This is a genomic window from Streptomyces sp. NPDC030840 (assembly GCF_055572015.1).
The window spans coordinates 61,104-83,484 of the sequence record NZ_JBVIEE010000038.1 but is presented as its reverse complement, the minus strand read 5'-3'; the positions used below and the strand labels follow the sequence as shown (position 1 = coordinate 83,484).

At 69.4% G+C, this 22,381-nt stretch carries 13 protein-coding genes; 4 read left to right on the top strand and 9 right to left on the bottom strand.

Going from position 1 to position 22,381, the window contains the following annotated elements; all coding sequences use genetic code 11:
* Positions 1–112 precede the first annotated feature (112 nt).
* The 9 genes from ACZ49J_RS43850 to ngcE all read right to left on the bottom strand — a co-directional run bounded on the left by ACZ49J_RS43850 (position 113) and on the right by ngcE (position 12,382).
* On the bottom strand, positions 113–1,633 hold the full coding sequence (locus tag ACZ49J_RS43850; RefSeq protein WP_467456907.1) for an amino acid permease: 1,521 nt from the start codon (positions 1,631–1,633) through the stop codon (positions 113–115).
* A 138-nt stretch (positions 1,634–1,771) separates the two neighbouring features.
* The gene (dxs, locus tag ACZ49J_RS43845) at positions 1,772–3,688 is read right to left on the bottom strand and encodes a 1-deoxy-D-xylulose-5-phosphate synthase (protein ID WP_467456906.1); all 1,917 of its coding nucleotides are present in this window, start codon (positions 3,686–3,688) and stop codon (positions 1,772–1,774) included.
* Positions 3,689–4,014: 326 nt separating this feature from the next.
* The gene (locus tag ACZ49J_RS43840; protein ID WP_467456904.1) at positions 4,015–5,310 is read right to left on the bottom strand and encodes a sugar ABC transporter permease; all 1,296 of its coding nucleotides are present in this window, start codon (positions 5,308–5,310) and stop codon (positions 4,015–4,017) included.
* The gene (locus ACZ49J_RS43835; RefSeq protein WP_467456902.1) at positions 5,307–6,098 is read right to left on the bottom strand and encodes an ATP-binding cassette domain-containing protein; all 792 of its coding nucleotides are present in this window, start codon (positions 6,096–6,098) and stop codon (positions 5,307–5,309) included. The genes ACZ49J_RS43840 and ACZ49J_RS43835 overlap by 4 nt, the downstream gene beginning before the upstream one ends.
* 257 nt (positions 6,099–6,355) lie before the next feature.
* Positions 6,356–7,453, bottom strand: coding sequence for a sugar ABC transporter substrate-binding protein (locus ACZ49J_RS43830; RefSeq protein WP_467456909.1), 1,098 nt, complete (start codon positions 7,451–7,453; stop codon positions 6,356–6,358).
* Between the two features lie 133 nt (positions 7,454–7,586).
* Positions 7,587–8,786 carry an ROK family transcriptional regulator gene (locus ACZ49J_RS43825; RefSeq protein WP_467456908.1) on the bottom strand — a complete coding sequence of 400 codons (1,200 nt, stop codon included), beginning with the start codon at positions 8,784–8,786 and terminating at the stop codon, positions 7,587–7,589.
* Positions 8,787–8,993: 207 nt separating this feature from the next.
* Positions 8,994–9,917 carry a carbohydrate ABC transporter permease gene (locus tag ACZ49J_RS43820; protein WP_467456901.1) on the bottom strand — a complete coding sequence of 308 codons (924 nt, stop codon included), beginning with the start codon at positions 9,915–9,917 and terminating at the stop codon, positions 8,994–8,996.
* A gap of 4 nt (positions 9,918–9,921) precedes the next feature.
* The gene (locus ACZ49J_RS43815; protein ID WP_467456900.1) at positions 9,922–10,848 is read right to left on the bottom strand and encodes a carbohydrate ABC transporter permease; all 927 of its coding nucleotides are present in this window, start codon (positions 10,846–10,848) and stop codon (positions 9,922–9,924) included.
* Between the two features lie 82 nt (positions 10,849–10,930).
* Positions 10,931–12,382: an N-acetylglucosamine/diacetylchitobiose ABC transporter substrate-binding protein gene (gene ngcE, locus ACZ49J_RS43810; RefSeq protein WP_467456899.1), complete on the bottom strand. Its 1,452-nt coding sequence runs from the start codon at positions 12,380–12,382 to the stop codon at positions 10,931–10,933.
* Positions 12,383–12,871: 489 nt separating this feature from the next.
* Here ngcE and ACZ49J_RS43805 point away from each other — a divergent pair, with 489 nt between their 5' ends.
* The 4 genes from ACZ49J_RS43805 (at position 12,872) to ACZ49J_RS43790 (ending at position 22,367) form a co-directional block, all read left to right on the top strand.
* Entirely contained in the window at positions 12,872–16,669 is a 3,798-nt protein-coding gene (locus tag ACZ49J_RS43805) for a GH92 family glycosyl hydrolase (RefSeq protein ID WP_467456897.1), read from the top strand.
* A 334-nt stretch (positions 16,670–17,003) separates the two neighbouring features.
* Positions 17,004–18,077 carry a lytic polysaccharide monooxygenase auxiliary activity family 9 protein gene (locus ACZ49J_RS43800; protein WP_467456896.1) on the top strand — a complete coding sequence of 358 codons (1,074 nt, stop codon included), beginning with the start codon at positions 17,004–17,006 and terminating at the stop codon, positions 18,075–18,077.
* Between the two features lie 628 nt (positions 18,078–18,705).
* Complete coding sequence (locus ACZ49J_RS43795; RefSeq protein ID WP_467456895.1) at positions 18,706–21,288, top strand: SpoIIE family protein phosphatase; 2,583 nt, start codon at positions 18,706–18,708, stop codon at positions 21,286–21,288.
* Positions 21,285–22,367 carry a substrate-binding domain-containing protein gene (locus ACZ49J_RS43790; protein WP_467456894.1) on the top strand — a complete coding sequence of 361 codons (1,083 nt, stop codon included), beginning with the start codon at positions 21,285–21,287 and terminating at the stop codon, positions 22,365–22,367. Before ACZ49J_RS43795 ends, ACZ49J_RS43790 begins: the two co-directional genes overlap by 4 nt.
* The last annotated feature ends 14 nt before the right edge of the window (positions 22,368–22,381 follow it).

Genomic DNA, 22,381 nt, shown 5'->3' with positions numbered 1-22,381 from the left:
ACCCCCCAGGTCATCGGTTCGACAGGGGGGACCAGCCATGCCGGGCCCGGAGGCCAGCGGTCCTCTTGCAGGACCGCGGAAAACATAACGGGGGGTGACTACTGGGCGTTGACTACCCGGCGTCGCGGCTCGGTGTCCGCGCGGCCTCGCCCGCCGCGGTCTCCTGCCTGCCCAGCCGGCTGTGCGTGCGGCCGTACACGAAGTACAGGACGAAGCCGAGCACCATCCAGACGGCGAAGCGGGTCCAGGTCTCGGCCGGCAGGTTGAGCATCAGCCACAGCGAGGCGAGGACGGACAGGACCGGGATGACGGGCACCCACGGGGTGCGGAACGCGCGGGGCAGGTCGGGCCGGGTCCGGCGGAGGATGATGACGCTGACCGCCACGACGACGAAGGCGAACAGCGTGCCGATGTTGACCAGCTCGGCGAGTTCGCCCAGGCTGGTGAAGCCCGCGACGACCGCGATGACCACGCCGAGCAGGATGGTCGGCCGGTGCGGGGTCTTGTACCGGGGGTGGACGCGGGAGAAGAAGCGCGGCAGCAGCCCGTCACGGCTCATCGCGAAGAACACCCGGGTCTGGCCGAGCAGCAGGATCATGCAGACCACGGTCAGGCCGACGGCGGCGCCGAAGCTGATGAAGCCCGCGAACCACGGGTGACCGGTGGCCTTGAACGCGTCGGCGAGCGGGGCGTCCACGGAGAGCTTCGTGTAGTGCTGCATGCCGGTCACCACGATCGACACCGCCACGTAGAGCGCGGTGCAGATGAACAGCGAGCCGAGGATGCCGCGCGGCATGTCCCGCTGCGGGTTGCGGGTCTCCTCCGCGGCCGTGGCCACGATGTCGAAGCCGATGAAGGCGAAGAAGACGACGGACGCGGCCGTGAAGACGCCCATCACGCCGAAGTTGGAGGGCGCCCAGCCGAACAGCAGCTGGATGAGCGGGGAATGGATGTCGCCGCCCGCCTCCACGGGCTGCGCCTTCGGGATGAACGGGTCGTAGTTGGCGCCCTTGATGAAGAAGGCACCCGCGACGATGACCACGAGGACGACCGTCACCTTGATGGCGACGACGAGCGAGGTGATGCGGGCCGACAGCTTCATGCCGATGACGAGGACGGCGGTGAGGACGAGGACGAGTGCGGCGGCGAGGATGTCGAAGCCGAAACCGTCGGCCCCTTCCCTGCCGCTGAGCGCCTCGGGGATGTGCCAGCCCGCGTTCTCCATCAGCGAGCGGATGTAGCCGGACCAGCCGACGGCGACCACCGCCGTGCCGAGCGCGAACTCCAGCACCAGGTCCCAGCCGATGATCCAGGCGGGCAGCTCACCGAGCGAGGCGTACGAGAAGGTGTACGCGGACCCGGCGACCGGGACCGAGGACGCGAACTCGGCGTAACAGAGCGCGGCGAGCGCGCAGACGACTCCGGCCACGACGAACGCCAGGGCGACCGCGGGCCCCGCGTTGTCCTTGGCGACCGTACCGGTGAGGACGAAGATGCCGGTGCCGATGATGACGCCGACGCCGAAGACGGTGAGATCCATGGCGGACAGCGACTTCTTGAGCGCGTGCTCCGGTTCCTCGGTGTCCTGGATCGACTGTTCGACCCGTTTCGTCCTGAAGAGGGTGCTGCTCACGGGCGTACCTCCCACGCTGCGTCGTCCCCGACATGATCGAGAGGGGGCGTAGGGGCGTATGCCCCGGCATGGGGGAACTACGCGAACGGGCCGGTCTCACCACCGTAAAGGGTTGTGAAACCGGCCCGTCCGTACAGGTCAGTCGCGCGCGGGCTCCACCGAGTCCACCTGGTCGAACCGGCCGTCCAGCTTGGAGACGAGGCCGGTGACCTGCCGGGCGATGTCCGGCGCGGTGAGGCCGATCTCCGCCATGACCTCGGCGCGGGAGGCGTGGTCGAGGAAGCGCGGCGGGATGCCGAAGTCGCGCAGCGGGACGTCCACGCCGGCGTCGCGCAGGGACTGGGCGACGGCCGAACCGACGCCCCCGACACGGGAGTTGTCCTCGACGGTGACGACCACGCGGTGCTGCTCGGCGAGCGGCGCCATGGCCTCGTCGACGGGCTTGACCCAGCGCGGGTCGACGACGGTCGTGGAGATGCCCTGCTGGTCGAGCAGGCCGGCGATCTCCAGGCACATCGGCGCGAGGGCGCCCACCGACACCAGCAGCACGTCCGGGGCGTCGGTGCCCGGCTCGCGCAGCACGTCCATGCCGCCGATCCGGCCCACGGCGGGCACGGCGGGACCGACGGCGCCCTTGGAGAAGCGGACCACGGTCGGGGCGTCCTTGACCTCGACGGCCTCGCGGAGCTGGGCGCGGACCTGGTCGGCGTCGCGCGGCGCGGCGAGCCGCAGCCCCGGCACGACCTGGAGGATCGACATGTCCCACATGCCGTTGTGGGAGGCGCCGTCGGTGCCGGTGATGCCGGCGCGGTCCAGCACGAAGGTGACCCCGCACTTGTGCAGGGCCACGTCCATCAGCACCTGGTCGAAGGCGCGGTTGAGGAAGGTGGCGTACACGGCGAAGACGGGGTGCAGCCCGCCCGTGGCGAGCCCCGCGGCCGACACGGCGCCGTGCTGCTCGGCGATGCCGACGTCGAAGACCCGCTCGGGGAAGGCCTTGGCGAACTTCTCCAGACCGACCGGCTGCAGCATCGCGGCGGTGATGGCGACGACGTCCTTGCGCTCCATGCCGAGCCTGACCATCTCCTCGCCGAAGACGGACGTCCAGTCGGCGCCGGAGGTGGCGATCGGCAGACCCGTGTCGGGGTGGATCTTGCCGACGGCGTGGAAGCGGTCCGCCTCGTCCTGGAGGGCGGGCTGGTAGCCGCGGCCCTTCTCGGTGAGGCAGTGCACGATGACGGGGCCGCCGAAGCGCTTGGCCCGCACCAGCGCGGACTCCAGGGCCTCGATGTCGTGCCCGTCGATCGGGCCCACGTACTTCAGGCCCAGGTCCTCGAACATGCCCTGCGGGGCGATGAAGTCCTTCAGGCCCTTCTTGGCGCCGTGCAGCGTGTCGAAGAGCGGCTTGCCCACGACCGGGGTGCGCTCCAGCACCTCCTTGGTGCGGGCGAGGAAACGCTCGTACCCCTCGGTCGTGCGCAGCGTGGCGAGGTGGTTGGCGAGCCCGCCGATCGTCGGGGCGTACGACCGCTCGTTGTCGTTGACGACGATGACCAGCGGGCGGTCCTTGGCGTCCGCGATGTTGTTGAGCGCCTCCCAGGCCATACCGCCGGTGAGGGCGCCGTCACCGATGACGGCGACCACGTGGTCGCCGCGTTTGCGGAGCTGGTTGGCCTTCGCGAGGCCGTCGGCCCAGCCGAGGACCGTGGACGCGTGCGAGTTCTCGATGACGTCGTGCTCGGACTCGGCCTGCGACGGGTAACCCGACAGGCCGCCCTTCATCTTCAGCTTCGAGAAGTCCTGACGGCCGGTGAGCAGCTTGTGCACGTAGGACTGGTGGCCCGTGTCCCAGAGCACCTTGTCCTTCGGGGAGTCGAAGACGCGGTGCAGGGCGATGGTGAGCTCGACCACGCCCAGGTTGGGCCCGAGGTGGCCGCCGGTCTTGGACACCGCCTCGACGAGGAAGGTCCGGATCTCCTCGGCCAGCTGGTCCAGCTCCTCCAGGCTGAGCCGGTCCAGATCGCGCGGTCCCCTGATGCGGGTCAGCAGCGGCACCCGTGCCTCCTTGCAGTAGTGCGTTCGAGCGTTGCCGGGTCCGGTCGAGTCTAATGTTCCGCCGGTACGGCCGACGCCCGGCCCGCGCGCCGGACTCACACAATCGGCCGCAGACGCTCCCGCACGGCCACGCCCGTACGAAACGTCTTCGGGCACGCGGAAGTGCCCGGCACCGCCGTTGGTACCGGGCACTTGTCCAGGAGAGGGCGACTGGCGCGCCCTCAAGGGGCGCGGGGCTGTGTCAATCTGCGGCTCCGCCGCGTGGGCGCGACAAGCCACGACGAACCCGCAGCCGCCGAACACCCCGCACCCCCACGGCGCTCCCGTTATGCGCGACCGGCGGTCTTCTGCGTCCTCCGCGTCACCGAGTCGATGACCACCGTCGTGAGCAGAACCCCCGCCGTGATCATGTACTTCACCGGCTCCGCGATCGACTCCAGCTGCAACCCGTACTGGATCGACACGATCACCATCACACCGAGCAGCGCGTTCCACGTGCGCCCACGCCCGCCGAACAGCGACGTACCGCCGATCACGGCCGCCGCGATCGCGTTCATGAGCAGGTCACCCGTACCGGCGCTCTGGTTGGCCGAGGCGATCTTGGAGGCCAGGAACAGACCGCCCATCGCCGCGAACCCACCCGAGACGGCGAACACGGACATCCGCACCGCCGTCACGTTGATACCCGCGCGCCGGGACGCCTCCACACTGCCGCCGAGCGCGAAGATCTTGCGCCCGTACGGGGTGCGGCGCAGCACGAAGTCGGTGGCCACCAGAAACACCAGGAAGATCACCGTGGCCAGCGGCAGGCCCTTGTACTGGTTGTACATGTACGCCGCGACGAACGAGACCACGGCGAGCAGCGCCGTGCGCAGGACCGTGTCACTGAGCGGCCGGGACGGGATGCCCGCGGCCTCACGGCGGCGGTTGCCCAGGAACGAGGTGACGAAGAACACCGCGACCACCACGACGGCGAGACCGTAGGCGGCCGCGATGTCCGTGAAGTAGTACGTGGTCAGCTTGCCGATGAAGCCGTCGCTGTCCAGGTTGATCGTGCCGTTCGCGCCGAGCGTCTGGAGCATGAAGCCGAGCCAGAAGAGCAGACCGGCCAGCGTGACGGCGAACGCCGGCGCGCCGAGCACCGCGAAGAAGAAGCCGTGCGCCGCGCCGATGGCCGCACCCGCGGCGATGGCGAAGAGCACCGCCGCCCACTCGGGCCAGCCCTGGTTGACCGCGAGGACGGCCGCGATGGCGCTGGACGCGCCGCTGACCGAGCCGACCGACAGGTCGATCTCGCCGAGCAGCAGCACGAAGACGATGCCGACGGAGATCATGCCCGTGCCGACCATGGTGACGGTGATGTCGCTCAGGTTCTGCGCGGACAGGAACGCCGAGTTCAGGCTCTGGAAGACGACGCAAATGACGAGCAGACCGATGACGACCGGGATGGAGCCCAGTTCACCGGCCTTCATCTTCCGCCTGAACTCACCGATGTAGCCCGTGAGTCCGCGCTCGCGGACGAGGAGGCGGGGGTCGACGGCGGTCACCGCGGCCGCGGCGGCCTCCGGGTTCTCGACGGCGGTCGCGTCCTCGGCGGTCGTGGAGGTCTTGTCGATGCTCACTTGGAAACCTCCCCGGTCGTGCGCGCCGCACGGCGGGTCACGGCGTTGTCGGTGGCACCGGTGATGGCGGAGATGATCTCCTCCTGCGAGGTCGTCTTGACCTCGAAGACGCCGTTGTTGCGGCCGAGGCGCAGCACGGCCACCTTGTCGGCGACGGCCTTCACGTCGGCCATGTTGTGGCTGATGAGGATGACCGCGTGGTCGCGCTCGCGCAGCCGCTCGACCAGGTCGAGGACCTGGGCGGTCTGCTCGACGCCGAGGGCCGCGGTGGGCTCGTCGAGGATGACCAGCTTGGGCTCGCCGAGCATGGAGCGGGCGATGGCCACGGTCTGGCGCTGACCGCCGGAGAGCGAGGCGATCGGGATGCGCACGCTGGGGATGCGGATCGACAGCGTCCGCAGCAGTTCCTGGGAGCGCCGCTCCATCTCGACCTCGTCGAGGACGCCGAACTTCCTCAGCTCACGGCCGAGGAAGAGATTGCCGACGACGTCGATGTTGTCGCACAGCGCGAGGTCCTGGTAGACGGTCGCGATGCCCAGGCTCTGGGCGTCGTGCGGCCTGTTGATCTGGACGGCCTTGCCGTCCCACTCGATGACGCCCTCATCGATGGGGTGCACGCCGGCGATCGTCTTGACCAGCGTGGATTTTCCGGCGCCGTTGTCGCCGACCAGGGCGACCACCTCACCGGCGTGGACCTCAAGCTCTACGTCGGTGAGCGCCTGTACGGCACCGAACCGCTTGGAGACCCCGCGCAACGCCAGCACGGGCGTAGCGGACACGTGAACCATCTCCTTCGCCGCCTGACCCGGCGGAAGGTTTGTGCAGAGAAAATTGGGGGGTGTTCCGTCCGGCGCCCCGCTCGAGCTTGCGGGGCTGTCTGATGCGCGGGGCGCCGGAGGAGCGTGAGGCGGGGCGGGCCGTGCCACGGAACCGCTCCGCGCGAGCCGGTCCCCGGCGCCGCGGTGGAGTTCCAAGGCGAACTCCCCTGCGGGAGCGGGGACGTGCGGCTGTCCGTTCGGACGCTTACTTGTGTCCGTTCGGACGCTTACTTGATGCCGGCCTCGTCGCAGGCCGACTTGTACTTGGCCGTGCAGATCTCGGCCGCGGTGTAGAAACCGTCCTTGATGACGGTGTCGTTGACGTTCTCCTTGGTCAGCGAGACCACCGGGATGATGGCCGACGGAACGTCCTTGGCGCTGTTGCTGGAGACCTTGTCCTTGGCGAGGGAGTCGAGCTTCTCGCCCTTGGCGAGCGCCACGGCCAGCTCGGCCGCCACGGTCGCCTCCTGCGGGTAGGACTTGTAGACGCTCATGAACTGCTCGCCGGCGATGATGCGCTGCACCGCGGCGAGTTCGGCGTCCTGACCGGTGACCGGGACGTCGAGGCCGGCCGCCTTGAGGGCGGTGATGATGCCGCCCGCCATGCCGTCGTTGGCGGAGTAGACGCCGATGATCTTCTTCTTGCCGAGCGCCGTGATCGCCGACTCCATGTTGGCGTTGGCGTTGTCCGGCGACCATTCCTTGGTGTCGAACTCGCGGCCGATGTTGACCTTGCCGTCGAGGACGGAGTGGGCGCCCTTCTTGAACATGGCGGCGTTCGGGTCGGTGATCGCCCCGTTCATCATGACGATGTCGCCGTCCTTGGCCTTGTCGCCCAGGGCCTTGAGGAGGGCCTCGCCCTGGGTCCTGCCGACCTCCTCGTTGTCGAAGGAGGTGTAGGCGCTGATCGGGCCCTCGGCCAGGCGGTCGTAGGCGACGACGGGGATGCCCTGGTCCTTGGCCTTCTGCACGGAGTTCTGGATGGCCTTGGCGTCCACGGCGTCCAGGATGAGCACGTCCACCTTGCTGGTGATCATCGTGTCGACCTGCTGGGCCTGGAGGGTGGGGTCCTGCCGGGCGTTGCTGTAAAGGATCTCGGCCTTGTCGTTCGTGAGCTCCTTGACCTTCTTCTCGATCAAGGGCTTGTCGAACTTCTCGTACCGCGCGGTCTTGTTCTCCGGCAGGAGCAGGCCGACCTTGATGTTGTCGCCCTTCGCCGCGCCCGACGACTCACTGTCGCCGCCACCGGACTCCTTGGCGCTGCCACAGGCGGCCAGCGAGACGGCCATCGCACCGGCTGCAACGGCGACGGCGGCGCGACGCATACGCGTGTTCACTTCAGAAACCTCCCTGACGAGGCCGCGACACTGCGGCCGAGGTGACGGGAAGTCAACTCGGCTACGCGTTCGACGTCAAGAAGTAAATCCTTAACGGCTTGGCAACGGTGCCATTCGTTATCTAAGTGAAGGCAGGCGTGGCGGCAGTCAGTGTTCCGTCCAAAAGGGTTGAATCCCCCATCTCGCTGAGGGCCAGCGCGAGGGCGCCGAGGACCTCCGCACGACCGCCAAGTGCCCCCGGGAGGACCGAGAGTTGACGTGCCGCACTGGGGATCGCGTACCGGCCGACGGACTCCCTGATGGGCCCGAGGACCAGCTCACCGGCCTCGGCGAGGTCGCCGCCGAGGACGACCCGGCTCGGGTTCAGCAGATTGCAGAGGTTGGCGACTCCGCTGCCGATGTGGCGGCCGACGTCGGCGATCACCCGACGGCACCCCGGGTCTCCGTCCCGCGCCAGCCTGACCACGCCCTCCATGGTCAGGCCGGTGCCGTGGGTGGACCGCAGGAGCGGCAGGACGTAGCGCGCGGCCGCGAAGGTCTCCAGGCAGCCGCGGTTGCCGCAGCGGCAGACGGGGCCGGACTCGTCGAGCGTGATGTGGCCGATCTCGCCGGCCGTGCCGCCCGGGCCGCGGTAGATCTTCCCGGCGATCACCAGACCGGCGCCCACACCGCTCGCGACCTTGATGTACGCGAGGTCCTTGACCCCCCGGCCGCTCCCCCAGACCAGCTCGCCGAGGGCTCCGAGGTTGGCGTCGTTGTCCACGTGGACGGGCACACCGAGCCGCCCCCGCAGCTCCTCGGCGGGCCGGGTCCCGGTCCAGCCGGGCAGGATGGCGGTGGAGCCGAGGGTGCCGGACTCCACGTCGATCGGGCCGGGCACGCCGAGGCCCACACCCGCGATCTTGGTGCGGTCCACGCCGGTGGCCGCGATCAGCCGGTTGACCAGCTGCTCCGCCCGGTCGAGGCCCTGCGCGGCGGAGGCGTCCACGTCGAGCGGCTCGGACTCCTCCGCCAGCACCTGGTGCGCGAGGTTCCCGACCGCGACGCGCAAATGCGTGTGCCCGAAGTCCACTCCTATGACGATGCCGGCGTCACCGCTCAAGGACACGGCCCGGGCCCGGCGGCCACCCGCCGAGGTGGGCGTGACCTCGACCGTTCCGCCGTCCTTGAGCTCCCGGACGATGTTGGAGACGGTCGCCGCCGACAGGCCCGTCGTCCGTGCGATCTCCGCCTGGGTGAGGGATCCGGCCAGCCGCACGGCGCGTACGACGCGCTCCAGGTTGGCTCGGTGCAGCGACGACTGCGACCCCGGAGTCTCCACGACGACCTCCTGCGCGCGGGACCGCTTCAGCGAGGCCCCGTCCATGTCCAACAAGTGAACTCTAAGTCGAGCCGTTCGGGGCGCGTCCCGTCAAGAGGTTGAACCAGATCGTGAGCGTTGCACATGCATGCGAATGCCGCTCCCGGCCTGGCCGGGAGCGGCGTGGGAGGAGCGAACGCGTCGTGGCGGTCGGGTGCCGGAATCCTCCTACTTCAGCGCGCCTGCCGTGAGCCCCGCCACCACCTGCCGCTGGAAGACGATGTACGCGGCGAGCACCGGCAGCATCGCCATCACCAGCCCGGCGAAGAGTCCGGACCAGTCGCCCTTGTAGCCCTGGCTGACGGCCAGCTGGACCAGGCCCTGGGTGAGGACGCGCTTGTCCGGGTCGGTGTTGAGCACGGTCGGCAGCATGTACTGGTTCCACTGCCCCAGGAAGTTGAAGATGCCGACGCTGATCAGGCCGGGCTTGGCCATCGGCAGCATGATCTGGAAGAACGTCCTGGAGTGCGAGGCACCGTCCACGAACGCCGCCTCCGCCACCGAGGTCGGCAGGGTGCGGAAGAACGCGGTCAGGAAGAACACCGTGAAGGGCAGCGAGTAGGCGATGTAGACGAGGATCAGCCCGTGGATGGTGTTCAGCAGGCCCATGTTGTTCACCACGTAGAACAGCGGGACCAGCGCGAGCATGATCGGGAAGCTCATGCCGCCGATGAACAGGTAGTAGATGAAGCGGTTGCCCGGGAAGTCGAAGCGGGCGAGCACGTACGCCGCCATCGAGCCGAGCACCAGCGTGCCGATGAGCGAGCCGCCCACCACCAGGATGGTGTTGAGGAAGTAGTCGCTCATGTTGGCCTGGGTCCAGGCCCGCGACCAGTTGTCGAAGTGCAGCTTGTCCGGCAGCGACCAGGGTGAGCTGAAGATCGACTTGTCGTCCTTGAAGGAGGTCATCACCGCCCACAGCAGCGGCATGACGACCATGAACGCCCACAGGACGAGCATCCCGTGGGAGAAGACGTTGAGGACGGTGCCCTCCTTCTTCTCCTTCGGGGGCGGCCCGGCCGGGGAGTCCGCCTTGACGACGGGGGCACCGGACTCGGCGGGTACGGGAGCGGAGGTCTCGGTCGTCTTCATCTGATCAGTACTCCAGCCGCTCGCGCCGGCCCAGCCGCATCACGACGGCGGCGAAGGCCAGCGTGACGACGAGCAGGGCGACGCCGATGGTGGTGGCGTAGGCGGCCTGACCGTCACGGAACGCCTTCTGGTACACGTACAGGACCATGACGGTGGTCGAGTAGTCGGGGCCGCCCGGCCCGGTCGTCATGATCTGTACGACCGCGAACGACTCGGCGCCGAGGGCGAGGATCCCCATGTAGACCCAGCCGGACTGCACGGTGTCCCACAGCAGCGGCAGGGTGATCCGGAAGAACGTGGTGACGCGGCTGGCGCCGTCCAGCAGCGCGGCCTCGTACAGGTCGGCCGGGATGGAGGCCATGCCCGCGGAGAACAGGACCACGAAGAAGCCGACCGTGGACCACACGATCACCGCCATCACGCACCACAGCGCCAGGTCCGGGTCGCCCAGCCACAGCGGCTGGACGCTGCCGAGCCCGATCCCGCGCAGCAGGGAGTTGATCGCCCCGCTGTCCGGGTTGTACGCGAAGGCGAACAGCAGGGCGACGATCGCGATCGAGAGCACCTGCGGGAAGAAGTAGACGATCTTGTAGAACGAGGAGCCGCGGACACCGGAGATCACCGGTCCGCCCCTCCTCCGCCGGCCGCCCACATTGATCATGAAGGCGAAGAACAGCGCCAGGCCGATCGTCACCAGCGGCACCAGCAACGCGAACAGGACGCTGTGCTGCAACGACTTCCAGAAGATCGCGTCGTCGAGCATCCTCGAGTAGTTGTCGAAACCGACCATTTCGAACTCGGGGCTCAGGCCCGTCCAGTCCGTGAACGAGTAGTAGATGGACTGGATGAACGGCCAGACGACGAAGAGCGCGTACAGCCCCAGGGGCAGGGCGAGGAACCCCACGATGAACCGGTACTTGCCGTGCTGCATTACCACCGACCCCGATCCGTGCGCGGACGCCGTCGGGGCCTGCCCGGCGCGCACACGCCGGGCAGGCCCGTGGGACGGATCCTCACTGGTGCTTGTAGTGCTTGATCGACGTGTCCTTGGCGGCCGCGTCGGCGAAGGCCTGGATCTTCTTGATGGCCTCGGCCGGTGTGATGCGGCCGGCCATCATCTCGCCGAGCCCCGCCACGCCGATCTGCTCCTTCTGGAGCTGCACGTACCAGTCCTGCATACGCGGGTTCAGCACGTTGTCGCCGGCCTTCTCCAGCGCCGCGACTCCGGACTTCAGGCCCGGGGTGAGGCTGATGCCGTCGGTGCCGCCGTTGTAGGCGGTCAATGACTTGACCTTGCTGGTGAAGTTCTTCGAGGACGCCTCGCTGAGCATGATGCGCAGCTGCTCCATGCCGCCCGTGGCGTTCTTCGCCTTGGCCGGGACGATGAAGGGCTCGCCGCCGGAGGCCCAGATGGTGCCGAAGGGCATCTTGTCGGAGGAGTCGAGGCCCGTGGGCGCGGAGACGGCCAGGTCGAAGTCGCTCGGGATGACCTTCGCGGACTCGTTCTCCACCCAGGAGCCGTTCGGGATGAACAGCGCCTTGCCCTCGGCCCACGCCGTCTGCGACTGGATGTGGTCAAGGCCCGGGGTGCCCTTGAGGACATAGCCCTTCTTGTAGAGCTCGTAGTAGGCCTCGAAGCAGGCCTTGACCGCCGGGTTCTTCCAGGCGTTCGGCTCCAGGTTGTCGATGGCGTCGAGCACCTCTCGGCCGCCGACCTTGCCGATCATCGGGTAGAGCGAGAAGGGGAGGTAGTACGGGTACTTGCCCGCGTACGTCCAGCCCGCCATGCCCTTCTTCTTGGCCTTCTCGCAGACCGCGAGCATCTGGTCCCAGGTCTCGGGGTACTGCTCGTCGAGCGAGTCCAGGGCCTTCTGGGAGTACCAGACGCCGTACACGGTGTAGGCGTAGTACATGATCCAGACCGGGTCGCCGTCGAACTGGCCCATCTCCACGATGCCGGGGCGCAGCGTGTCGCGGACCTTCTTGTTCGGGTCGTCGTACGACGGGGAGTCCAGCAGCGGGGTGAGGTCGGCGAGCTGCTTCTTTCCGACCAGGACGCCCATGTCCATCTGCTCGGCGCCCGAGTTGTCGATCAGGTCGGGCGGGGTGCCCTGGTTGAACCGCGGCTGGAGCGTGGACTGGATCTTCTGGGTGGCGGAGAACTTGACCTTCGCCTTGGGGAAGGACTTCTCGTAGATCTTCACGGCGTCCTCGGCGTACTCCTTGCCGAAGCCGCCGTCGAAGAGGACGAACTCCATCTGCGCGGTGTCGTTGACGCCGAGCGGGTTCTTCGCGGTCTTCTGGCCCGCCTTGGCCTTCTCCTCGTCGCCGCCACCGCTGCTGGCGCACGCCGACAGGAAGCTCATGGTCGGGACGGAGATCAGGCCCAGCGCAGCGGAGCGCTTGATCAGATCACGGCGGCCGACACCCTCGGGGCCGTCGGTCCGGTCGGTGGTGGATCCCATGCTCAAGTCCTCGCCTTCTCCAGGACTCAGGCGGTGAACCGGATCCTCCCGGCACCGCGGTCGGTTCGTGCTGGGGTCGTGCGTGAGGATTCAACAGGGGCGAGACGGCGGACGGCGTGCGTGACACGGTCCGCGGCCCCCGTTTCCCCCCAGGTCATGCCCGTCCGAGCGAGGCGGACGCCGACAGGTATAGTCCACTCCCCGTCGCCGGACAAGATCGAAGGCAAGGTTGGCCGGTGGTCTTTTCCGAGTTGAGACCTCTCGGAAATATGACACGACTGTGACTTTCTTGAGCGAAGATCCACACCATTTCGCCCCGATTCGACGTCACTTCTACGGCCGGGAATCAGCCACAGGACACCCTGGCGGCACCCTCAACACCCTTGACATCGTCGTTCACTTGAACCCCTACTAGTGCCTTGCGCAGCGAAGTTGACAACGTTGTCCATCTCTGATCGTTCCGATCAGGCGCAGGGAGGGTGCTCGCGCATGCGGCACAGACGATGCTCCACGGCGGTGCTCGGCGCCGCCGCCTTCGCCCTCGTGGCGGCCTCGCAGGGCGTGGCCGTGGCACTGCCGGTCACTGCGGCGGCCGCGGACCGGGAGTTCCACTCGTCGTTCGAAGCAGATGAGCCGGCACCGGACTGGCTCAACACGGTCGATACGGGACCAGACGGAACCAAGCGGTCAGCCGGCGTCGACGGCGGCTACAGCAGCGGCATCCCGGGCAATGTGAACGACCACGTCACGGACGTTCGGGCGAGCGGTGAGTTCGCGGGCGCGGGTGAGGTGAAGGAGAACCTCATCGACGGCGAGCCGACCACCAAATGGCTGACCTTCGCCTCCACCAGTTGGGTCGAGTTCGACCTCGACGCCCCGGCCAGGATCGTGCGCTACGCGCTGACGTCGGCCAACGACCACTCCGAACGGGACCCGAGGGACTGGTCGCTCCAGGGCTCCACGGACGGCAAGGACTGGAAGACCCTCGACACCCGCTCGGGCGAGTCCTTCGGCGAGCCGTTCCGGACCAAGACCTACGACATCGGGGGTGCCCCGGCCGAGTACCGGCACTTCCGGCTGGAGATCAGCGGGAACAACGGCGCCTCCGACGCCACCCAGCTCGCCGACGTGCAGTTCTCCACGGGCGGCACCGGTGATCCCATCCCGCAGGACATGCTCTCGCTGGTCGACCGCGGTCCCAGCGGCTCGCCCACCGCGAAGGCATGGGCGGGCTTCACGGGCAAGCGTGCGCTCAGGTACGCGGGACGGCACACGGCGGACGGCCGGGCGTACTCGTACAACAAGGTCTTCGACGTCGATGTGGCCGTCGGCCGGAACACCGAGCTGGCCTACCGGATCTTCCCCTCCATGGCGAACGGCGACCGCGACTACGACGCCACGAACGTGTCGGTGGACCTCGCCTTCACGGACGGCACCTACCTGAGCGATCTCGCCGCCACCGACCAGCACGGCTTCGCCCTCACCCCGCGCGGCCAGGGCGCCTCCAAGGTCCTGTACGTCAACCAGTGGAACAACGTCACCTCACGGATCGGCTCGGTCGCGGCCGGCAGGACGGTGGACCGGATCCTCGTGGCGTACGACTCGCCGAAGGGGCCGGCGAAGTTCCGGGGCTGGCTCGACGACGTGGCCCTGCGCGTCGCCGCTCCCGAGAAGCCGAAGGCCCACCTGTCGGACTACGCGGTGACGACCCGCGGCACGAACTCAAGCGGCGGCTTCTCGCGCGGCAACAACTTCCCCGCGACGGCGGTGCCCCACGGCTTCAACTTCTGGACGCCGGTCACGAACGCGGGTTCCACGGACTGGCTGTACGACTACGCACGCGCGAACAACGCGGACAACCTGCCCACCATCCAGGCGTTCAGCGCGAGCCACGAGCCGAGCCCCTGGATGGGTGACCGGCAGACCTTCCAGGTGATGCCGTCGGCCGCGTCCGGCACTCCGGAGAACAGCCGGGCGGCCCGAGCGCTGGCCTTCCGGCACGACAAGGAGACGGCTCGGCCGTACTACTACGGCGTCCGCTTCGAGAACGGCCTCAAGGCGGAGATGGCGCCCACCGACCACGCGGCGGCGCTGCGCTTCACCTATCCGGGAGACGACGCGAGCGTCCTCTTCGACAACGTCGAGGACAAGGCCGGCCTCACCCTCGACAAGGAGAACGGGATCGTCACCGGCTACTCGGACGTGAAGTCCCCGCTGTCGACAGGCGCGACCCGCCTCTTCGTGTACGGGGTCTTCGACGCGCCGGTGAAGGAGGGCAGCTCGTCGGGTGAGAAGGGCTACCTCCGCTTCGACGCGGGCGCCGACCGCGCGGTCACCCTGCGCCTGGCGACCTCGCTCATCGGCGTCGACCAGGCCAAGGACAACCTGCGCCAGGAGATCCCGGACGGCACGTCATTCGAGACCGTGAAGACGCGGGCACAGCGCCAGTGGGACAGGATCCTCGGCAAGGTCGAGGTGGAGGGCGCCACCCCGGACCAGCTGACGACGCTGTACTCCAGCCTGTACCGGCTGTACCTGTACCCCAACTCGGGCTTCGAGAAAGTGGGTTCGACGTACAAGTACGCCTCCCCGTTCTCGCCCCCGTCCGGCCAGGACACGCCGACGCACACGGGCGCGAAGATCGTGGACGGCAAGGTGTACGTGAACAACGGCTTCTGGGACACGTACCGCACGACCTGGCCCGCGTACTCGTTCCTCACCCCACGCCAGGCGGGCGAGATGGTCGACGGCTTCGTGCAGCAGTACAAGGACGGCGGCTGGACGTCCCGCTGGTCCTCTCCCGGCTACGCCGACCTGATGACCGGCACCTCGTCGGACGTGGCGTTCGCGGACGCGTACGTGAAGGGGGTCGGCTTCGACGCGAAGGCGGCCTACGACGCGGCGGTGAAGAACGCCACCGTGGTCCCGCCCTCGTCGGGCGTGGGCCGCAAGGGCATGACCACCTCCCCCTTCCTCGGCTACACGAGCACCGACACGAAGGAAGGCCTGTCGTGGGCGCTGGAGGGCTACCTCAACGACTACGGCATCGCCCGGATGGGCCAGGCGCTGTACAAGAAGACGGGCGAGAAGCGCTACAAGGAGGAGTCCGCGTACTTCCTCAACCGCGCCCAGGACTACGTGAACCTGTTCGACAAGAAGGCGGGCTTCTTCCAGGGCCGGAACGCGAAGGGTGACTGGCGGGTCGAGTCCTCGAAGTACGACCCGCGCGTGTGGGGCTACGACTACACGGAGACGAACGGCTGGGGCTACGCCTTCACGGCCCCCCAGGACAGCCGGGGCCTTGCGAACCTCTACGGCGGCCGGAAGTCACTGGCCGGGAAACTGGACGAGTACTTCTCCACTCCGGAGACGGCCTCACCGGAGTTCAAGGGCTCGTACAGCGGGGTCATCCACGAGATGACCGAGGCCCGGGACGTCCGGATGGGCATGTACGGGCACTCCAACCAGGTGGCCCACCACGCGATCTACATGTACGACGCGGCGGGCGAGCCCTGGAAGGCGCAGAAGAACGTCCGCGAGGTCCTCTCCCGTCTCTACACCGGCAGCGAGATCGGCCAGGGCTACCACGGCGACGAGGACAACGGCGAGCAGTCGGCCTGGTACCTCTTCTCCGCGCTCGGCTTCTACCCGCTGGTCATGGGCAGCGGCGAGTACGCCATCGGCTCCCCGCTGTTCACCAAGGCGACGGTCCACCTGGAGAACGGCAGGGACCTGGTGGTGAAGGCCCCGAAGAACAGCGCGAAGAACGTCTACGTCCAGGGCCTGAAGGTGGGCGGGAAGAAGTGGACGACCACGTCGCTGCCCCACTCCGTCATCGCGAAGGGCGGGACGCTGGAGTTCGACATGGGCCCGAAGCCGTCCTCGTGGGGCACCGGACGGAACGCGGCGCCGGTGTCGATCACGAAGGACGACAAGGTGCCCTCGCCGCGCCGGGACGTGTCGCGGGGTGAGGGAGCGCTGTTCGACAACACGTCGGCGACGGACGCGTCGGTCACCTCCGTGGACCTTCCGGTCGGCGGCGGGGCGAAGGCCGTCCAGTACACGCTGACGTCGTCCAAGGACCGCACGAAGGCGCCGACCGGCTGGACCCTGCAGGGTTCGTCCGACGGCACGACCTGGAAGACCCTCGACAGGCGCACCGGCGAATCGTTCACGTGGGACCGGCAGACCCGGGCGTTCTCGGTGGCCGCCCCGGGCACGTACACGACGTACCGCCTGGTCCTCTCCGGTGAGTCGACGCTGGCGGAGGTGGAACTGCTGGGCTGACCGACACCGGCCGGCGTGGGCGGGCCCGGAGGTGACTCCGGGCCCGCCCGCGCGTTCACCGCGTGAGCCGGGCGATGTGCGGCGTGCGGCAGGCGGCGTGCGGCAGGCGGCAGGCGTTTACATGTGCGCCGCTCGGCGCTAACTTCCGAAGCAAGGCGTGGTGGGAGCGCTCCCATATCGGTGGACCGGAACCCGCCCCTCGGAACGCTCCCGCCACCCTCACGCAGGGGCGCCGCCCGCACCCGGCGACCCCTGTGCGCGACCGGCGCACATACGCACGCCCGCGCAGGTCCACGCAGGTCCCTCAAGGCCGTACACCCGAGGAGCATTTGTCATGCGCGTGACAATGATGCGATTAAGGCCGCCCCGCCGCCACCGAGCTCTCTTCCTCGTCCTGCTCGCCCTCGTCACCACCATCCCCGCGCTCGGCCTGGTCATGACGGCCGGCAGCGGCGACGCGGAGGCCCACGGAACCCCCATGAAACCGGGCAGCCGCACCTTCCTGTGCTGGCAGGACGGGCTGACCGACACCGGAGAGATCAAACCGGTCAACCCGGCCTGCAAGGCGGCCCAGCAGGTCAGTGGCACCACGCCGTTCTACAACTGGTTCTCCGTGCTCCGCTCGGACGGCGCCGGCCGCACCCGCGGCTTCGTCCCCGACGGTGAACTGTGCAGCGGCGGCAACACCAACTTCACCGGGTTCAACACGCCCAGCAAGGACTGGCCGCTGACCCACCTCACCTCGGGCGCGACCGTCGACTTCTCGTACAACGCGTGGGCGGCGCACCCGGGCTGGTTCTACGTCTACATCACCAAGGACGGCTTCGACCCGACGAAGACGCTCACCTGGAACGACATGGAGGAGCGGCCGTTCCTGAGCGTGGACCACCCGCCGCTGAACGGCAGCCCGGGAACGGTCGAGGCCAACTACTCCTGGCGGGGCCAGCTGCCCGCGGGCAAGTCCGGCCGCCACATCATCTACATGGTCTGGCAGCGCTCCGACAGCCAGGAGACCTTCTACTCCTGCTCGGACGTCGTCTTCGACGGAGGCAACGGCGAGGTGACCGGCATCAAGGAGCCGGGCAACCCCACCGACCCCGTACCCGGCCAGTGCTCGGCCACCCGCCGCACGACGGGCAGCTGGAACGGTGGCTACCAGTCCGAGGTGACCGTCAAGAACACCGGTGACGTGCCGATGCTGGGCTGGATGGTCGACTGGACACTGCCGGGCGGGCACTCGGTCCGAAGCCTGTGGAGCGGCAACGCCACGTACAGCGGACAGCACGTGATGGTCCACAACGTCGACTGGAACGGCTCGCTGGATCCCGGCGAGAGCACGACGTTCGGTTACGTGACGGACGGCTCGGGAGGTGATCCGGCCACGAGCCTGGCCTGCCGGGTGGGCTGAAGCGCCCTCTCGGCCTGCCGGGGAACCGGACCGGCTCCGGCGGACCGGCTCCGGCGGACCGGGTGGGGGCGATGCGTCCTCACCCGGTCCGCGAGCCGTTCCGGTCCCGGGGGGAGAGGACCGGCACGGGTGGGGGTGGCTGGATGGCATGGTGGCTGGGTGGCTTGGGTGGCCGCAGGGACGACAACGTTGTCTGCGCCTCCGGGCGTGACTCTACTCCCTCAACGGACAACGATGTCAAGTCAGTTGGGGCTGAGCTCGCGTGGCGGCTCGGTGTACGCGGCCGCCCCCGAGGGGAGAGGCCCCGGCGTTCCTCCGGTGCCGCACGGCTTCCTCCGTAGCGCCGGACGCGGGGCCGGTGCCGCACGGCGGGGACGCGGGGCCGGGTGCGCGCCGCGCGGGTCCGGCCCTGGCGAGGGCGCCTCGGCCGTCCCGATCGTCCCCCGGTGGCAGCAGAACATATGGGCGTGTCTGTCCAGGTATGCGATTCTGATGTGTGGGTGCCCTGCCGCTCATCGGCGGCGCGGTCCGGCGTCGTCGGGTCACGCGCCCGCGCCGTCGCCGCCTGAGTTCCGGGGAACCTCCACCTGCCGGTACCTGCGGCATGGACGGGAGGTAGGTACGGACAATGCCCCATTACGGCGGTGCCCGGGCCACGGCCCCGGGTCTGCGGGCACTCGGGGCCGGGACAGAGGACGCCGGTCCCGCCCACCCGGCGCCGGAGCCCACCGCGAGGCAGCGGGTCCTGGCGTTCGCCGGGGCGGCGCTGGCGGCTGTCTATGTGCCCAGTGACGGAAGCCGGGAGCTGCGGCTCGTGGAAGTGGCCGCGTCGGCCGGAACCGACACCGCCGAGGAGCGGCTGCCCGAGCGCGTCCCGGTCTCCGGCGACTCCCCGGTCGCCGACGCCTTCCGCGTCGGCCGGCAGCTGTGGCTGAGTTCCGCGGTGGTCACCTCCTGCCCGGAGGCCGGCCCGCTCGCCGTGCTGCCGCTCGGCGCGGCAGGCGGATGGCTGGGCTGTCTCGTCGTCGTGGGCGACTCCGGGAACGGCTTCGGGGCCGAGCAGCGGGACTTCCTGGAGCAGTACGCCGACGCGGTCGCCGGGCGGCTGCGCGGGGAGGCCGACCCCTCGGCGCCCGCGGAGCTGCTGGACCCGGCGCTGCGGAGTATGCGCGTGGGTTCCTTCGTCCTGGAGCTGGGCACCGGCATGGTCGGGACGGACACGACGCTGCTCGAACTGTTCGGCATCTCCGAGGACGACTTCGACGGCAAGACCGACACCCTGCTCTCGTACACCGTCCCCGAGGACCTCCCCTCACTGATGTCGGTGGTCGAGCCGTCCCCACAGACCGGTGGCCTCAGGGAGCTGGAGTTCCGTATCCGCCGGCCGACCGGGGAGCTGTGCTGGCTGCGTCTGAGCTGCCGGGTGCTGAGGGGCACGGACGACGGCCCGGAGCGGGTGGTGGGCCTGGTTACCGCGGCCCCCGTGCTGCGTCAGAGCGCCAGTGACGTCGCGCGGGTGCAGTGGCTGACCGCCGCGCTCGACGACGCCACGACGGTCCGCGAGGTCAGCCGCGTGGTGGTCGCCGCCCTGCGCGAGCCGCTGGCCGCCGACCGGGTGGCGCTCGCCGAGCTGGTGGACGACAGGCTGGCGGTCACCGTGCTCGATCCGCCGGCGGCCGGTGCCTGGCCCGAGTTGTGGCGTTCGGAGTGGCGCTCGGAGTGGCCCGACGCGCCGGTCGGCGCGCTGCCCACGCTGCAGGCGGCGCTGCGGGACGGCCGGATGAGCCTGTGGCCCGCGGGCGCCGCCCTCGAACCCGGGCTCACCGGGGTCGGTCCGGGCGGGCTGGCCGTCCTGCCACTGCGGGCCAAGAGCGGGGTCGCCGGGGTGTGCCTGGTCGGCTGGGACGAGCCGCACGAGTTCGGACCGGAGGAGCGGTCCCTGCTCACCGCGACGGCGGGGCTGGTGGGACAGGCGCTGAAGCGGGCGCACGCGTACGACGCCGAGCAGGAGCTCGCGACACTGCTGCAGCGCAGTCTGCTGCCGCGCCGCCTCCCGGAGCTGCCCGGCGGAACCGCCGTGGCCCGCTACCTGCCCGCCCAGCGCGGCCTGCAGGTGGGCGGAGACTGGTACGACGTCATCGCGCTCTCCGAGAGCCGGGTGGCCCTGGTCATCGGGGACGTGCAGGGCCACAGCGCCGGGGCCGCGACGATCATGGGCCAGATGCGTACCGCGGTGCGGGCCTACGCCGTGGAGGGCCACCCGCCCGACGTGGTCGTCTCGCACGCGAACCGTCTGCTCGTCGGCATGGAGACCGACCTGTTCGCCACCTGCTGCTACGTCGAGCTGGACATGGAGGAGGGCAACGCGCTGTTCGTCCGGGCCGGGCACCTGTCGCCGCTGTTGCGCCACCCGGACGGCAGCACGGAGGAGGTGGTCGTGGAGGGTGGCCTCCCGCTGGGCATCGCCGCGGACGCCGAGTTCCCCCTGACCGCGGTCGCGCTGTCCCCCGGCGCCGTACTCGCGCTGGTGACCGACGGCCTGGTCGAGGCGGCCGATCTGCAGCTGGACGAGGGCATGCGGCTCACCCGTGAGGCGCTGGCGGGCGCCGACCCCTCGGATCCCGGGCGGATGGCCGACGTGCTGCTGGGCGAGGACGGCCGCCGTGAGGACGACGTGGCGTTGCTGCTGCTGCGCTACGACGGGATGAAGGTCCGGCCGGTGCGGGCCGGCTGGGTGGTGTGGCGGCTGCCCGACGCCGTCATGCACGCCCGCCGTTTCGCCGCGCGCACCCTGCGCTCGTGGAGCGTCGGCGACGAGGCCGACACGATGCTGCTGGTCGTCTCCGAGCTGGTCACCAACGCGCTGGTGCACACCCAGGGCGCGGTGCGGCTCGACCTCACGCATGCCGGGGACCGGGTGCGGGTCGCCGTGACCGACTCCTCGCCGCGCGCCCCCGCCAAGCCGGTGATCGTGGACTGGGAGTCGACGGGCGGGCGGGGCCTGTTCCTCGTCGAGGCGATGTCGGCGTCCTGGGGCTCGGTGCCGGTCGCCGGGGGAAAGCAGGTGTGGAGCGAGGTCGTCCTGACACCGCCCGAACCGGAGCCGGTGGAGGACGGACCCGCGCGGGACGACGCCGGACCCGGCCGCGGCGACGCGGCGTCCGGACGCAGGCGATTGGGCCTGAGACGGAAACGAGGGGGCCTGAGATGAGGACCCGCACACACAACGCCCTCGCCGTCGTCATCGCGGGGCTCATGGCCGTGTCGGCGGCCGGCTGCGGAGGAGGCGACTCGGGAGGCGACGACGGTTTCACCGTCGGCCTGCTGCTGCCGAGCAGCGTGCTCCCGCGCTGGGAACGCTACGACAAGCCCATGATCGAGAAGCGGGTGAAGGAGCTGTGCCCCGACTGCAGCGTGGCGTACGCCAACGCCCAGAACGACGCCGCGAGCCAGCGGCAGCAGATGAACTCCCTGATCACCAAGGGGGCCGGGGTCATCATCCTGGACCCCGCCGACCCCAGGTCCCTGCGCTCCTCGGTCCAGGCGGCACGGCAGGCGGACATCCCGGTCGTCTCCTACGACCGGCTGGCCGAGGGCCCGATCTCGGGCTACGTCAGCTTCGACAACGTCCAGGTCGGCAGGCTCCAGGGCCAGGCACTCCTCAAGGCCATGGGCGACAAGGCGGACGGCGGCCGGATCGTCATGCTGAACGGCGATCCGGCCAGCCCCAACGCGGCCGAGTACGAAAGAGGTGCCAGGTCGGTCCTGGAAGACAGGGTGAGGATCGAGAGGTCCTACGACACGCCGGGCTACCGGTCGGACAACGCCAACGCCAACATGTCCGCCGCCATCGCCGCGCTGGGCCCGAACGGGATCGACGGCGTGCTGGCGGCCGGCGACGCCATCGCCACCGGCGCCATCTCCGCCCTCAAGAGAGCCGGTGTCTCACCGTTGCCGCCCGTCACCGGCCAGGACGCCGACCTCGACGCCGTACAGCGCCTCCTCACGGGCGAGCAGACCATGACCGTCTACAAACCCTTCCATCAGGAGACCGACGCGGCCGCCACCATGGCCGTCGCGCTGGGGCGCGACGAGGACATCGACTCCATCGCCACGACGACGGTCGACAACTCCACCACCGAGGGCATCCCGGCCGTTCTGCTCACCCCGATCCCCGTGACGGCCGGCAACATCAAGCAGACGCTCGTCAGAGACGGCATGTACACGGTCGACCAGATCTGCACCCCGGAACTCCGGCTCGCCTGCGACCGGGCCGGGCTCACCGGATGAGAGAAGGTGGCCCC

Bases quoted from the DNA above. Each gene is read 5' to 3' on its own strand.
- ACZ49J_RS43835 (WP_467456902.1), bottom strand. From the start codon at position 6,098: ATGGTTCACGTGTCCGCTACGCCCGTGCTGGCGTTGCGCGGGGTCTCC.
- ACZ49J_RS43830 (WP_467456909.1), bottom strand. From the start codon at position 7,453: ATGCGTCGCGCCGCCGTCGCCGTTGCAGCCGGTGCGATGGCCGTCTCG.
- ACZ49J_RS43820 (WP_467456901.1), bottom strand. From the start codon at position 9,917: ATGAAGACGACCGAGACCTCCGCTCCCGTACCCGCCGAGTCCGGTGCC.
- ACZ49J_RS43815 (WP_467456900.1), bottom strand. From the start codon at position 10,848: ATGCAGCACGGCAAGTACCGGTTCATCGTGGGGTTCCTCGCCCTGCCC.
- ngcE (WP_467456899.1), bottom strand. From the start codon at position 12,382: ATGGGATCCACCACCGACCGGACCGACGGCCCCGAGGGTGTCGGCCGC.
- ACZ49J_RS43805 (WP_467456897.1), top strand. From the start codon at position 12,872: ATGCGGCACAGACGATGCTCCACGGCGGTGCTCGGCGCCGCCGCCTTC.
- ACZ49J_RS43800 (WP_467456896.1), top strand. From the start codon at position 17,004: ATGCGCGTGACAATGATGCGATTAAGGCCGCCCCGCCGCCACCGAGCT.
- ACZ49J_RS43795 (WP_467456895.1), top strand. From the start codon at position 18,706: ATGCCCCATTACGGCGGTGCCCGGGCCACGGCCCCGGGTCTGCGGGCA.
- ACZ49J_RS43790 (WP_467456894.1), top strand. From the start codon at position 21,285: ATGAGGACCCGCACACACAACGCCCTCGCCGTCGTCATCGCGGGGCTC.